13 protein-coding genes and 4 tRNA genes are annotated in these 13,042 nt (G+C 71.5%); 6 read left to right on the top strand and 11 right to left on the bottom strand.

Features of this window, described 5'->3' with window-relative positions:
• Window positions 1–7: 7 nt before the first annotated feature.
• The gene (locus tag AB0J64_RS12365) at window positions 8–1,174 is read left to right on the top strand and encodes an erythromycin esterase family protein (RefSeq protein WP_364024762.1); all 1,167 of its coding nucleotides are present in this window, start codon (window positions 8–10) and stop codon (window positions 1,172–1,174) included.
• Window positions 1,175–1,219: 45 nt separating this feature from the next.
• Here AB0J64_RS12365 and AB0J64_RS12360 read toward each other — a convergent pair whose 3' ends face one another.
• Complete coding sequence (locus AB0J64_RS12360) at window positions 1,220–1,654, bottom strand: DUF6223 family protein (protein WP_364024759.1); 435 nt, start codon at window positions 1,652–1,654, stop codon at window positions 1,220–1,222.
• Between the two features lie 217 nt (window positions 1,655–1,871).
• On the opposite strand from AB0J64_RS12360, the gene AB0J64_RS12355 reads away from it, so the two are divergent.
• Both AB0J64_RS12355 and AB0J64_RS12350 read left to right on the top strand, forming a co-directional pair.
• On the top strand, window positions 1,872–2,987 hold the full coding sequence (locus AB0J64_RS12355; protein ID WP_364024756.1) for a histidine kinase: 1,116 nt from the start codon (window positions 1,872–1,874) through the stop codon (window positions 2,985–2,987).
• Window positions 2,984–3,646 (top strand): response regulator transcription factor, encoded by a 663-nt coding sequence (locus AB0J64_RS12350; RefSeq protein ID WP_364024753.1) that lies wholly within the window; start codon window positions 2,984–2,986, stop codon window positions 3,644–3,646. Before AB0J64_RS12355 ends, AB0J64_RS12350 begins: the two co-directional genes overlap by 4 nt.
• A 44-nt stretch (window positions 3,647–3,690) precedes the next feature.
• On the opposite strand, the gene AB0J64_RS12345 is transcribed toward AB0J64_RS12350, so the two are convergent.
• The 5 genes from AB0J64_RS12345 to AB0J64_RS12325 all read right to left on the bottom strand — a co-directional run bounded on the left by AB0J64_RS12345 (window position 3,691) and on the right by AB0J64_RS12325 (window position 5,138).
• Window positions 3,691–4,512: a nitroreductase/quinone reductase family protein gene (locus AB0J64_RS12345; RefSeq protein WP_364024750.1), complete on the bottom strand. Its 822-nt coding sequence runs from the start codon at window positions 4,510–4,512 to the stop codon at window positions 3,691–3,693.
• A gap of 229 nt (window positions 4,513–4,741) precedes the next feature.
• Window positions 4,742–4,812: transfer RNA gene (locus AB0J64_RS12340), tRNA-Cys, on the bottom strand.
• A gap of 70 nt (window positions 4,813–4,882) precedes the next feature.
• Window positions 4,883–4,957 (bottom strand) — tRNA-Arg (locus AB0J64_RS12335).
• 17 nt (window positions 4,958–4,974) lie between these two features.
• Window positions 4,975–5,047 (bottom strand) — tRNA-Glu (locus AB0J64_RS12330).
• A 20-nt stretch (window positions 5,048–5,067) separates the two neighbouring features.
• Window positions 5,068–5,138 (bottom strand) — tRNA-Ala (locus AB0J64_RS12325).
• Between the two features lie 225 nt (window positions 5,139–5,363).
• Between AB0J64_RS12325 and AB0J64_RS12320 the strand changes: the two genes are divergently transcribed.
• On the top strand, window positions 5,364–6,116 hold the full coding sequence (locus AB0J64_RS12320; protein WP_364024747.1) for a MerR family transcriptional regulator: 753 nt from the start codon (window positions 5,364–5,366) through the stop codon (window positions 6,114–6,116).
• On the opposite strand, the gene AB0J64_RS12315 is transcribed toward AB0J64_RS12320, so the two are convergent.
• Window positions 6,100–6,807 carry a TetR/AcrR family transcriptional regulator gene (locus tag AB0J64_RS12315; RefSeq protein ID WP_364024745.1) on the bottom strand — a complete coding sequence of 236 codons (708 nt, stop codon included), beginning with the start codon at window positions 6,805–6,807 and terminating at the stop codon, window positions 6,100–6,102. The genes AB0J64_RS12320 and AB0J64_RS12315 overlap by 17 nt on opposite strands.
• Window positions 6,808–6,903: 96 nt before the next feature.
• Between AB0J64_RS12315 and AB0J64_RS12310 the strand changes: the two genes are divergently transcribed.
• A complete protein-coding gene (locus AB0J64_RS12310; RefSeq protein ID WP_364024742.1) occupies window positions 6,904–7,980 on the top strand; it encodes an NAD(P)/FAD-dependent oxidoreductase in 1,077 nt (358 codons plus the stop codon).
• Between the two features lie 16 nt (window positions 7,981–7,996).
• Here the strand turns inward: AB0J64_RS12310 and AB0J64_RS12305 are convergent, their stop codons facing one another.
• Window positions 7,997–8,878, bottom strand: a complete 882-nt coding sequence (locus tag AB0J64_RS12305; RefSeq protein WP_364024739.1) for a LysR substrate-binding domain-containing protein — start codon at window positions 8,876–8,878, stop codon at window positions 7,997–7,999.
• A gap of 92 nt (window positions 8,879–8,970) precedes the next feature.
• Between AB0J64_RS12305 and AB0J64_RS12300 the strand changes: the two genes are divergently transcribed.
• Window positions 8,971–9,336 (top strand): nuclear transport factor 2 family protein, encoded by a 366-nt coding sequence (locus tag AB0J64_RS12300; protein WP_364024736.1) that lies wholly within the window; start codon window positions 8,971–8,973, stop codon window positions 9,334–9,336.
• 38 nt (window positions 9,337–9,374) lie between these two features.
• Here the strand turns inward: AB0J64_RS12300 and AB0J64_RS12295 are convergent, their stop codons facing one another.
• Genes AB0J64_RS12295 through AB0J64_RS12285 form a run of 3 tightly spaced genes read right to left on the bottom strand, consistent with a single transcriptional unit; the run spans window position 9,375 to window position 12,928 of the window.
• Window positions 9,375–9,770, bottom strand: a complete 396-nt coding sequence (locus AB0J64_RS12295) for a DUF742 domain-containing protein (protein ID WP_364024733.1) — start codon at window positions 9,768–9,770, stop codon at window positions 9,375–9,377.
• 6 nt (window positions 9,771–9,776) lie between these two features.
• Window positions 9,777–10,175 (bottom strand): roadblock/LC7 domain-containing protein, encoded by a 399-nt coding sequence (locus AB0J64_RS12290; protein WP_364024730.1) that lies wholly within the window; start codon window positions 10,173–10,175, stop codon window positions 9,777–9,779.
• Window positions 10,172–12,928: a nitrate- and nitrite sensing domain-containing protein gene (locus AB0J64_RS12285; protein ID WP_364024727.1), complete on the bottom strand. Its 2,757-nt coding sequence runs from the start codon at window positions 12,926–12,928 to the stop codon at window positions 10,172–10,174. The genes AB0J64_RS12290 and AB0J64_RS12285 overlap by 4 nt, the downstream gene beginning before the upstream one ends.
• Window positions 12,929–13,042: the final 114 nt, after the last annotated feature.

Genomic DNA, 13,042 nt, shown 5'->3' with positions numbered 1-13,042 from the left:
TTAAGGCATGAACATCAAGGACATGGCCCTGCCGCTCGATGGCGCAGGCATCTCGGCGTTCCTCCGGTCGCTTCCCGCCAAGCCGCTGCTGCTCGGCCTGGGTGAGGCCAGGCACTTCGTGGACGAGCTGGGCGAGTTGCGCAACGAGATCTTCCGGCATCTGGTCGAGCACGAGGGCTACCGGTCGTTCGCCATCGAGAGCGACTGTCTCATGGGCCTCGTGGTCGACGACTACCTCACGACGGGCGCGGGCACGCTCGATGACGTCATGGAACGCGGCTTCAGCCACGCATTCGGCGAGTTTCCCGCCAACCGGGAGCTCGTGCGCTGGATGCGCGCGTACAACGAGGAGCATGACGAGAAGCTCCGGTTCTTCGGGTTCGACGGCCCGCTGGAGTACTGGGCGGCGAGCCCGCGCCAGGCGCTCACCGCCCTCTATGACCTCCTCGACGGCCCGCTGCCCTGCACCAGGGAGACCCTCGACACGCTGCTGGGCGCGGACGAGCGGTGGTCGAACGAGGCTGCGGCCATGGATCCGTCCCAGTCGATCGGCCAGTCCGCGGAGGCCCAGCGGCTGCGGCTGATCGCCGACGACCTGGTGGCGCTGCTCGACACGCAGGCGCCGCGGCTGAGCGCGGAGGACAGGGAGCGGGCGGCACTGTACGGGCGCACGGCCGTCGGCCTGCTCCGCTACCACTACTGGATGGCCGACGCGTCCCCGGCACGGTGGACCCGGCTGTCGGCCCTGCGGGACGCGATGATGGCCGCCAACCTGCGTGCCGTCGCCGAGCGCGGCCCGGCCCTGGTCTTCTCCAGCAACCTCCACCTGCAGCGGAACAAGAGCCTCATGTCGTTCGGCGACCAGCAGCTGGAGTGGTGGAGCGCGGGGGCGATCACCGCGACGCACCTGGGCGACCGGTACGCCTTCCTGGCCTCTGCCTTCGGCACGGTCGGCGACGACGCCCCGCTCCCGGACACCGTCGAGGGCCTCCTGTCCACGCTCCCGTGGGACCATTCCCTCATCGACGCCCGCCGCCTGGCCGAGGCCATCACGAAGCCCGACCCGCGCGTCTCCCGCGATTTCGCCTATTTCCCGCTGGACCCGTCCCAGCTCGACATGATCGACGGCATCGTCTTCCTCAAGCAGGCTGTCAGGCTGAAAAAGCTGGGTTGACAGGCGCGTGCGTGTCAGGCTCTCCTGACACGCACGCGTATCACTTCATACCGTTCCTCGCTGAAGGCGGCGGGCGCGGGCCAGAGCAAGCCCGCCGAGGACCATGGCGATCAGTCCTACCACCAGGGCTATGAAGCCTCCGACTATCCCGTAGCCAGTGCCAGGACCGCCTTCGGCGGCGGCCACGACCAGCCCGCCGATGACCATGCCGGCCGGCCCCGCCACCAGTGCCACGACGGCCCCCCTTCTCCCGGTGCCGGAGCCGATACGACCGGCGGAACGGGCCAGCGCCAGCCCGCCGATGACCACGCCGACCAGCCCCAGCGCCACGGCCACCAAGGACCACAGACGCCCGGTGGTCATGGTGTAGGCACTGACGGGATCCTGCTGGACCAGGACGTGCGCGGCCGCCGGTGTGGCAAGCCCGAAACCTCCGAGCAGGGCGGCTGCCGCGGCGGCAGCCAGGTGGCGGACGGACATGAGGTGCTCCTTCTTCTCCTGCGACTGGACGTCGTCTGATCGTGTCCGCTGGACCCACCGCCGGTCGTCCGGCGGACGTGGGCGATTCACGCTGCCGCCGATGCCGTAGCCGGCTGCCGCGGATGCCGCAGGAGCCGCGAAGGTACCGCGGGTGCGGTAGTGGCCGATCATCCGTGCGCAGGAGTCGCCCCTGCGAACATCCCGCTAGGGTGCGCGCATGAGCACAGGATGGGCTGGTGTCAGAGACTGGGTGATCGCCGTCGGCGTGGCGGCGGCGCTGCTGGTCACCGGGCTGTCTGGGCAGCACTCCGCCGCGTACCTCGACCTGCTCGGCTACGCGTTGCTGACGGCCGGCGGTCTGGCGCTGGCCGCGCGGCGCCGGGCTCCGGTTCCCGTCCTGGCCGTCACCGGGCTGTGCGCGGTGGGTTACCAGGCGGCCGGTTTTGACGTGCCGGCCGTCGCGTACCTGTTCGCGGTGTACGCAGCCGTGCGGGCGGGACACCGCACCATCACGGTGGCAGCGAGCGTGATCATGCTGGCCCTTCTCCCTCTCGCGGCCCTGGCCTCGGGTCTGCACGACACGGGCGAGGCGTTCGCGCAGGCCCGAGGCGCCCTTGAGCTGGCCTGGCTGGTCGCGGCCGGCGCCGCGGGTGAAGCGCTGCGGCAGGCTGAGCGGCGGGCGGACGAAGCCGAGCGCACCCGGGAGGAGACCGCGCGGCGCCGCGCCAACGAGGAGCGGCTGCACATCGCGCGGGAGCTGCACGATTCGCTCACCCATCAGATCTCGATCATCAAGCTGCAGGCCGAAGTCGCCGTTCACGTGGCCCGCAAGCGGGGTGAGCAGGTGCCGGAGGCGCTGCTGGCGATCCAGGAGGCCGGACGTGAGGCGACCCGGGAGCTGCGCGCGACCCTGGAGGCGCTGCGCGACGACGACACGGAGCCGCGGCGCGGGCTCGGCCACCTCCCGGAGCTGGTGGAACGGGCTCGGACGACCGGCCTGGACGCGAAGCTGACGATCGCGGGACAACGACACGACGTGTCAGCGGCGGTGGACCGGACCGTCTACCGGATCGTTCAGGAGTCTCTCACCAACATCGCGCGTCACGCCGCCGCCGCGACGGCGTCGGTACGGATCGACTACCGTCCCGACACCCTCGTGATCCGCATCGACGACGACGGCAAGGCCACACCGGACGACGCCCCGGTGCCCGGCGTCGGGCTGCTCGGGATGCGGGAACGGGTCACCGCCCTCGGCGGTCGCCTGCGCACCGAGCCGCGCAGCGAAGGCGGCTTCACCGTCCAGGCCGAACTCCCTGTGGACCAGACAGCATGATCCGTGTCCTGCTCGTCGACGACCAGCCGCTCATCCGCAGCGGGTTTCGCGCGCTCCTCGACCTCGAAGACGACATCGAGGTGGTGGCCGAGGCCGGCAATGGGATGGAGGGCCTGGCCCTGGTCAAGGAACACCTGCCCGACGTCGCTCTTGTCGACGTTCAGATGCCGGTCGTCGACGGCATCGAGGCCACCCGGCGCATCGCCGCGGACCCGGCCCTGGCCGGGGTGCACGTCGTCATCCTGACCAACTACGGCCTGGACGAATACGTCTTCAACGCGCTGCGTGCCGGCGCAGCCGGATTCCTCGTCAAGGACATCGTGCCGGAGGACTTCCTCCACGCCGTCCGCGTCGCCGCGCGCGGTGACGCGCTGCTCGCACCGTCGATCACCCGCCGCCTGATCAGCCGGTACGTCACCCAGCCGCTCCACACCGGCACCGGCACGGGGCTGAAAGAGCTGACCGACCGCGAACGCGAGGCCGTCGCCCTGGTCGCGCAGGGCCTGTCCAACGACCAGATCGCCGACCGCATGGCGATCACCCCGCTGACCGCGAAGACCCACATCAACCGGGCCATGGCCAAGCTCCACGCCCGCGACCGCGCTCAGCTCGTGGTCCTCGCCTACGAATCCGGCCTGGTGACCCCGCGCGGCTCCTGACGTCTCCTCCCCATCACGCTCCGGCCCGGGGCATGGCGCCGGTCTCAGCCGTGGTTCAGCAAGGGTACGAGGTACTCCTCCTCGTAGTCCAGATGCGCCTCGACCTCCTGGGTGAGGCGATTGACCTCGTCGAGGAGCAGGGCGGGGTCCGCGTCGTCGGCGGCGAGGAGGGTCTGGAGCTGTTGGAGCAGTTGCTGGACGGCCTCGTGCTCGGCACGGAGCCGCGCCATGACGGGGGCGAGCTCCGGATAGCGGTCCTCCAGCGCCGGGATCATGGACCCGTCCTCGCGCGAGTGGTGCTCGTGCAGGTTGTGGCACACGGTCAGGCAGTTGACGCGCAGCTGCGCGCCCAGACGCGGGCCCGACGCGGCGACCTCCGCGCGGATGCGGGCCAGGTCCCTGCGGAAGGCGTCGTGGATCTGCTTGAGCACGTCGCCCAAGGGGCCGGCCGGCGGGCCGTAGGCCGGGATGAGCGCCACCACGGGCAGGGTCCGGCCGGAGGTGTCCTGGTAGCGGCCCCATCCGGGGTCGGACTCGACGGCGCGGGCGAACATGCGCTCGCGTTCGTCGCCCTCCAGCACGACCGCCTTCGCCTGGTAGGTGAAGACGCCGTCCTCCACGGTGACCTGTGGGTTGGCGACCAGGTTGTGGTACCAGGCCGGGTGCCGGGGCGCGCCGCCGGCGGAGGCGATGATCAGGATGCGGTCCCCGTCGGGCAGGTAACCGAGGGGCGTCGTGTGGGACCTGCCGGTCTTGGCTCCGACGGTCGTCAGCAGGAGCAGCCTGGCTCCTTCGAACGGGCCGCCGACCTGACCGCGGTTGGCCCGGAATTCGTCAATGATCTGCTGGTTGAAGTCAATGGGCATGCGTGTTTTCGCTCCAAGGCGGGATGGAAGCCGATGACGTGGGAACCCTCGCGCGAGAAACGCGCGGCAGGCCGGGTGCGCTCAGGCACGTCCGGTGATGTGTGAACTCACGGCGTCATCCCCCTTGATACGGCGCCTCCATGCCGCCGCCGTCCTCCGGGCCGGCGTCACGCGACGCGACGGCTATTACACGCGGAGCCCGGGAAAGATGTCAACCCGAGGGACGGAGAGACGCAGGCGAGAGTCGAACTCGCACGAGCGGGATTTGCAATCCCGCCTCCGCAACCGGCGAACTGCGCCAAGCCGCCCCGGCCCCCGTCAGGTCGAGGCGGAAGTGCGCGAGGACGGAGTCGAACCGCCACATCGGCAGCGGCCCCAGCAGGATTCGAACCTGCAACAGACCCGGCTTCGTAGGCCGGCGCTCTCTCCATTGAGCTATAGGGCCATGGAATAAACAGTTCGTACCCCGTACCGGACTCGAACCGGCGATTTCCCGGGTGAAAGCCGGGCGTCCTGACCGCTAGACCAACGGGGCCTTGAGAACATGCTCTGACGTGGACCGACAGGATCTCGAAACCTGAACTCCTGCTTGCAGGGCAGGTGTGATGCCTTTTCACCATCGGCCCGGTGAAGCTCGAAAGAGAAAGGCCGCCCAGTGCGTGCCTGGCGGCCTCTGGAAGCTCGTTCGCGAGAGTTATCCAGAAGCCTTTCGGGCGAGCGCCGCCGCGCAGCGGCAGGAGACGCGTTCAGCTGCGAATCGCATGGCGGGGCCCTTTCCTTTCGTTCATCCGGCGTACCCTGACGGTAACCGGTGGGGCTCGGCGAACGCCAATGATTTATTGTGCGGAAGTATGCGAATCGGAGAGCTCGCCGCGCTGCTCGGGGTGTCCACGCGTACCGTGCGCTACTACCACCAGCAGGGCATCCTGCCGGAGCCGTCGCGCCGGGCCAACGGCTACCGCGAGTACGGCATGCGCGACGCGATCGCTCTGGCCCGCGTCCGCCGCCTCGTCGAGCTCGGGCTGAGTCTGGAGGAGGCGCGCGACGTGATCGCGGACGACCGTTCCAGGGCGTTGCCCGAGATCCTCGCCGAGCTCGACGCGGATCTGGCCAGGCAGGAGCACGAGATCCGGCTGCGCCGCGCCCGCCTGGCCGAGGTGCTCGAGGGGGCCAGGACCGGGACGCTGGGCCCCGACGAGACGGCCTCGCCCGAGCTGGTGGCGCTCCTGCGCGCGGTGGACCTGCCCGCCTCGAAGGCGGCGGCCTGGGATCGCGACCTGCTGGTGCTGATGGACAGCATGGCGACGGACACCGATCGGGGGCAGGCGTTCGAGATGTTCGGCTCGCTGGCCGCCGACCCGGAGGTGACGGCGCGCGGGCACGAGTTCTACCAGCGGCTCGACGAGCTGGCCGACGCCTCGCCGGACGATCCGAGGGTGGCGCCGCTGGCCGCGATGCTCGCCGACTACAGCGTGGAGCACCTGCTGGCGCACACGGGCCGGCACGACTGGGAGCCCGGGATGATGGAGCCGTTCCTCGACGGGCTCGCTCCCGCCCAGGCCGAGGTCCTACGGCAGGCGATGCGCCTCATCGCCCGCCGCTGACGAGCGGGGCCACTCCGTCGAGCACGCGCTCCAGGCCCTCGTCGAAGTCGGGGTCGGCGTCCTCGCCATGGACGAACCTGGCCACCGCGGGGTAGCGACCGGTGGCCAGCATCCGGGCGAGGTAGGGCCCGCTGGCGACGTGCCACGCCTGCTCGTCCATGCCGGTGGCCCGCTCGGCCCGCAACTCGGTGACCTCGCGCCTGACCGCGCCGAGCACGTACGCGTTCACGGTGCTGACGACGTGGACCACGGCGCCGACCGGAGTGTCGCCCAGGCAGGCCAGGGAGGCTTCGAGGTACGCCAGCGCGTTGGGGCCGAGCTGCGGCCGGCCGCCCAGCAGGTCGGCGAACCACTCGTGGCGCAGGGTGGCCTGCCTGGTGCGGCGCGCCAGATCCCGCAATGCCGCCCGCCAGTCGTCTCCGGCGGGCCCGGACGGGACGATCTCGCCGTAGACCTCGTCCACCATCAGGTCCAGCAGCTCTTCCTTGGTGGACAGGTAGCCGTACAGCCGCATCGGGCCCGCGTCGAGGGCGGCGGCGACCTTGCGCAGGGAGACCGCGTCGAGCCCGTCGCGGTCGGCGAGGTCGATGGCCGCGCGGACGATCCGCTCCCTGCTCAGCGGGCTGGGCACCGGCCGGCTCGGCGGCTCGGGACGCTCCCAGATGAGCATCGGCTCCTGTGGTGCCGTCATCGCATCGCGCCTTCCATGAGGACTTGCACCCCCGAGAATACAACGTCCACACTGATACGCTGTATTGGAAAATACAGTGTATCGAAGGAGCGTCTCATGATCTCTCCCCGCATCGCCGTCGTCGGAGCCGGGCTCGGCGGCCTCACTCTCGCCCGGGTCCTGCAGGTCCACGGGCTCCCCGTCACCGTCTACGAACGCGAGTCGTCCCCGGACACCCGCTCCCAGGGCGGCACCCTCGACATGCACGCCGGCTCGGGACAGACGGCGCTCGAGAAGGCCGGCCTGCTCGACCGGTTCCGCGCCCTGGCTCGTCCGGAAGGGCAGGAATCGCGGATCGTCGACGAGAGCGGCACCATGCTGCGCCACGAGGAGCCCGCCGACGGTGACGAGAGCAGGCCGGAGATCGACCGGGGCCAGCTGCGCGGCCTGCTCATCGACTCGCTCGCCGAGGGCACCGTCCGCTGGGGCCGCCCCGTGGACGCGGTCACCGGCGAGGGCCGCGTGCTCTTCCCCGACGGCACCGGTGAGGACTTCGACCTGGTCGTGGGCGCCGACGGCGCCTGGTCCCGGGTACGTCCGAGCCTGTCGAAGGAGGTGCCCTCCTACACCGGCGTCACCTTCGTCGAGACCGGCTTCGACGAGGCGCGCCATCCCGAGCAGGGGCGCCTGGTCGGCAACGGCAGCTTCTCCGCGTACGGCGCGAACAAGGCCCTGCTCGCGCAGCGCAACAGCAACGGCCGCATCCGCGTGTACGTCGCCTTCCGCGGCCCGCAGGACCTGCCGGTCCCGGAGGTGCTGGCGCTGTTCGACGGGTGGGCGGAGAGCCTGCGCGACCTGCTGCGGCACGCCGACGACGAGTTCGTCACGCGCTCGCTGTTCGCCCTGCCCGTCGGCCACTCCTGGGAGCACACCCCGGGCCTCACCCTGCTCGGTGACGCGGCGCACCTGATGCCACCGCTCGGCGTGGGCGCCAACCTCGCCATGCTCGAGGGCGCCGAACTGGCCGACGCCCTCGCCTCCGCGACCGACCTCGATGAGGCGGTCCGCGCTTACGAGAGTGCCATGCTGCCCCGCGCGGCGCGCTGGGCCCGGTTCACCACGGACGGGCTGGCGGCCCTTTTCTCACCCGAAGGCGCCAAGGGGGCGCTGCGCCTTTACGACTCGATGAAGTGACTCCCGGACCGCCGGCTCAACGGAGCGCGAAGGCCCGGCGCGCGTGCGCGAGCAGCTCGCGTACGGCGGGGCGGTGCCCGGCCCGCCACACCAGCGCGACCAGGGCGGGGGTTTCGACGTCGGCGATCGTGCGGGCGGTGAGGCGGTCGGCGTGGCGGTCGGCCATCGAGGCGCTGAGGATGCCGACGGCGACGCCGCGGGCGGCGAGGTCGGCGATGGCGTCGGCGGCGCTGGCCTGCAGGGCGAGCACGGGGCGGAGGCTCCGTGCGGCGCACGCCTGGTCGAAGACGGCGCGCAGCCCGGTGCCGGGCGGCATGCACACGATCGGGTACGCGCTCAGATCGCCCAAGGTGACCTGGGGGAGCCCGACCAGGGGATGGCCGGGCGGGACCGTCACGACGAGGCGCTCGCTGATGATCGTGAGCGCCTCCAACCCTTCGAGGGCGGCGCTGGCGGTGCCGACAAGGGCCAGGTCGAGGGTGCCGGCGCGGACCGCTTCGACGAGGCGGTCGGAATTGTCCTCCAGCAGGCTGATCTCCACCCCGGGGTGCGCCCCGTGAAAGGCGGCGAGCGCGTCGAACAGCGGCGTGATCGTGCACCCGATCACCATCCCGAGGGTGAGCCGCCCCCGGATCAGGTCGGTCACCTCGCCCACCGCCTCGCCGACCGCACCCGCGGCGGCCAGCGCGGCCCTGGCGTGCTCGAGCGCCGCCTTGCCCGCGACCGTCAGCGTGGCAGTGCGCCCCGACCGGTCGAACAGCTCGGCCCCCAGCTCGCGCTCCAGCTGGCGGATCTGCGCGCTGACGCCGGACTGGCTGATGTGCACCCGCTCGGCGGCCCGCGTGAAGTTCTGCTCCTCGGCGACCGCGACGAAGTACTCCAACTGCCTCAGTTCCATAACTGCTAATTCTAGTTCCTATGAGAACCATCTGTTGGACTTCTAGTCGAGGCGGCGGCAGGCTGGACGCAGTGAACGCCTGAGGAGGAACCATGACGGAGTACGCCAAGGCCATGCGGCCCGAGGACATCACGCGCCTGTTCGTCGAGCGGTCCAACGCCGGCGACGCGGCCGGCGTCGCCGCCCTGTACGCGGAGGACGCGGTGCTGGCCTACCCGCCCGGCAGCCAGACGGTGGGCCGGGAGGCGATCCGCGAGCTGTGGGAGAAGGTGCTGGCCGGGCGGCCGCACTTCGAGCCGGAGGAGCCGCTGCCGACGCTGGTCTTCGGTGACATCGCGCTCACCTCGACGCCGCCCAAGGACGGGACCGGCGCGCGGGCGCAGGTCGTACGGCGCCAGCCCGACGGAAGCTGGCTCCGCATCATCGACCAGCCCGAGTTCGCCCCGCCCGCCGGCTGACCGTCCTCGGGAAACAGGGGGCCGAGGAGCAGGCGGGCTCAGAGCCGTTGCAGGCCGCTGAGCACCCGTTCCAGCAGGCCGGGGTCCGGCCGGCCGCCGGGCAGCCGCGGATGGTGCAGCCGCAGGAGCCCCTCGGCCGTCATGTCGGCGATGAGCACGCGGGCGACGCCGAGCGGGATCCGCAGCACCGCCGCCACCTCGGCCACCGAGCGGACCTGCCGGCACAGCTCGCTGATGGCGGCGTACTCGGGGGTGATGAGGGCGAAGGCGTGCGGCGGGGCGTCAGCGGAGCAGACCAGGGCCTCCATCGCCAGCTCGATGCGCGGCGCGGTGCGCCCGCCGGTCACCGCGTAGGGCCGGACGGGCGACTCCGGGTCCTGCTCGTCGGGGTCGGGCGGCGGCCGCCAGCCGCCACCCCAGCGGGGGTCGGTCATGCGCGCTCACCTGATCTGCCGGGAGCGCAGCGCCGGGGTGAGCACCTGCCCGGCCCGGTCGGCCAGGAGCGTCATCTGGTACGCCACCACGCCCATGTCGCAGTCCGGGGCGGCCAGCACGGCCAGGCAGGATCCGTCACTGATCGAGACGTTCAGCATGAGGCCGCGCTGCATCTCGACGGCGGTCTGGACGACCGGGCCGCCCCCGAACAGCGAGGCCGCGCCCTGCGTCAGGCTGGCCAGCCCCGAGGCGACGGCGGCCAGCTGGTTGGCGCGCTCGGGAGGGAACCCGGCCGAGACGGCCAGGGGCAGCCCGTCGGAGGAGACGACGGCGGCGTGCGCCACACCGGGAACGGAGCGGGCGAAGTCGGTGATCAACCAGTCGAGGTTGCTGTCGCGGATCATGAACCTTCCTCGCGGGACGTGCTGCCTGATGTGAAGGGAGGAATGCTGCGCATGCTGATCTCGTCGCGTGCGGCTCGGAAGCCTCGCTGGTAGCCGGCCATGCGGTCGCGGACCTCCTCGGGGGAGACCTGCGGGATGGGGGCAACACCCTTGGGCACCGAGGGGGTGTCGGCGCTGCCGGGCACCAGGTTGGCCTTGGGCACGCGTTTGGGCAGGCCGGAGGCGGTGGTGCCGTCGTTGGCCGGGGTGGCGGCGGCCTCGGCGGCGCTCCACCCGGCGTCGGCCTGGGGTGAGCCCCAGCCGCTGTCGGATTTGTCGCGGTTGAACCAGGCCGACTCCACCGCGGCGAAGATCGGCAGGTAGCCGTCGTCGGCAGCCCCGGCGGCCGGGCCGTCCAGAGGACCGGAGAGCGGGTCACCAGGGGTGGCGGCCGCACCAAAGCGGCTACTGGGGAGCGGGTCTCCGGGGGTGAAGCCGGCGCTCATGTGGCCGCCCGGGCTCGAGCCGTTGGCGATCGGCCCGCGGACAGCGGCGTCAGGGGTGGGGACGCCGCCTCGCAGGAGGTCGAATCGTGCCCTCGCGCCAGGCGTGTCGAACGTGTCGTACCAGCCGGACCCGCCCGTCGCCGGCTCGGCATCGGTGGCGAACGACGGCCAGTCGGCCATGTCCGGCGTGCGCTGGCGCGGCGGCTGAGCGTCCCAGCTTCCGGGGAACGGCCGGTCCAAGGACGAGGCCGCGCCCGGCGTCGGGTAGGCGGGCAACTGAAGCAGCGCCTCCGGCAGGAACACCGTCGCGGTCAGGCCCCTGACCTCGTTCCGGCTCAGCCGCACGCGGACGCCGTGGCGGTGGGCCAGGCGGGCGACCACGAACAGGCCCATGCGGCGGGAGACCGAGATGTCCACCGTGGGCGCGCGGGACAGGCGCTCGTTGGCCTGCGCGAGCTCGTCGGGGACCATGCCGATGCCGGTGTCGGTGATGGTCAGCATGATGCCGCCGCCCCCATTGGCACTCCCACTGGTGCCGTCGATGGCGTCGGCGGCGACGACGACCTGGGTGTTCTGCGGCGAGAACGACAGCGCGTTCTCCACCAGCTCGGCCAGCAGGTGGATGATGTCGTTGACCGCCTGCCCGGAGACGGCGCTGCGGGTGGTGATCCTGGCCTGGACCCGTTCGTAGTTCTCCACCTCTGACAGGCACGCGCGTACGACGTCGGCCACGCTGACCGGCCGGTTCCACCGGCGGGGAGGCGCCTGCCCGGCCAGGAGCAGCAGGTTCTCGTTGTTGCGCCGCATGCGGGTGGCCAGGTGGTCGAGGGTGAACAGGCTGGCCAGGCGCCGCTCGTCCTGCTCGCCCCGCTCCAGCCCGTCGATGAGCTTGATCTGCCGCTGCACCAGGGTCTGGCTGCGCCTGGACAGGCTGACGAACATGGCGTTGACGTCGGCACGCAGCCTGGACTCCTCGCCGGCCAGCCGGACGGCCTGGCAGTGGATCTCGTCGAAGGCCCGCGCGACCTCACCGACCTCGTCCAGCGAGTCGACCCCGATGGGGACGATGGGCACGGTGGACGCGTCCCCGGTCTCGCGCAGCGTGCGCACGGTCCTGGGCAGGCGGACGCCGGCGATGTGCAGCGCCTCCGTACGCAGCCTGCGCAGGGGCCTGACCAGCGAGCGGGCCATGATGGCGGTGACGATCAGGACCGCGAGCAGCAGCAGGAGGCTGTAGGTCGCGGCCAGGAGCGCCTCGTGGCGCGCGGTGTCCTGCAGCGTGCGGCTCTGCACGATGATCGACTCGCCGAGGCGCCGCTGCACCGTCCACATGCCGTCGACGGTGCCGCTGATCGCCTCGAACCAGCGGTCGGCGTCGTCGTCGCTCTCCGGATCGATGTCGATGCGGCCGCCCTCGGTGACCTGGGCCAGCGCGCGCAGCCTGATCACCTCGGCGCGATCCACGAGTGTGCCGGTGACGGTGTCGTCGTACGTCTGCAGCTCCTCCAGCGTGGCCACCGACCGGAACACGGCGACCTCGCTTTCCTGCTGGGCGCGGGCGGCCATGAACCGGTCGAGCTCGCCGCTCTGGAAGCGGCCCACGGTGGCCACCGCCGCGAGCAGGCCGCGTTGCTGCGAGGCGGCGTCGTGCGCCTTGGACAGGGCCGACAGCGCCCGGACGCTGTTGGCCAGGGCCTCCTGGTCGCCGCCCTGGCCGATCTGGTCGTGGAACTGGTCGAAGGCGTTGATGATCTGGGAGTACTTCGTCAGCGCGGGCAGGGCGAGCAGCTGGGTCTTCAGCACGGTGTCGCGGGTCGCGGCGATCTCCGGCAGGCGGCTGAGCATCTGCTGGGTGATGGTCCAGGCGCCCTCGCCGTGGTCGGGGGTGATCGCCCGGGCCTTCGCGCGGACGGCGGCGGCCGCCTGGTCGACGGAGGCGAACTCGTCGCGCAGCGGCTCCACGCGCTCGGGCGTGCGGCCGGCGGCGATGTAGTGCACCGCGAGGTCGCGTTCGTGGGCGAGCCGGTGGGTCAGCTCGATGATGGAGTCGCCGAGCTCGGCCTTGTCCAGCACGTTCTGGTACTGGCCGGCCGCGGCCCACGAGGTGATGACCTGCTGCGCGCCGACCACGACGCCCACCGCGGTGGGGATGACGATCAGCGCGACCAGGCGTGCGCGCACCCGCCAGTCCCGCAGCTGCAGCCTGCGCCGCCTGCGGGCTCGTGCTAATCGAGGGCGAGGGCCGGGCGCGGTCGGTTCCTTCGTCACTGGCTCCCCACTCGTTGACGTGAACGCGCGCCGGCATGCGAGCTAGGCCAACCTTACAAAGCGCGTGACTCCCATTGGAATGGTTGATTGACCCCGAATTCGGCTGGCTGACAT

Origin of the sequence: Nonomuraea sp. NPDC049695, assembly GCF_040674955.1 — a bacterium.
In the GTDB taxonomy this organism is placed as follows: Bacteria; Actinomycetota; Actinomycetes; order Streptosporangiales; family Streptosporangiaceae; genus Nonomuraea; species Nonomuraea helvata.
Note: the sequence above shows the minus strand (reverse complement) of the source record. Positions and strands in the feature narration are given on the sequence as shown.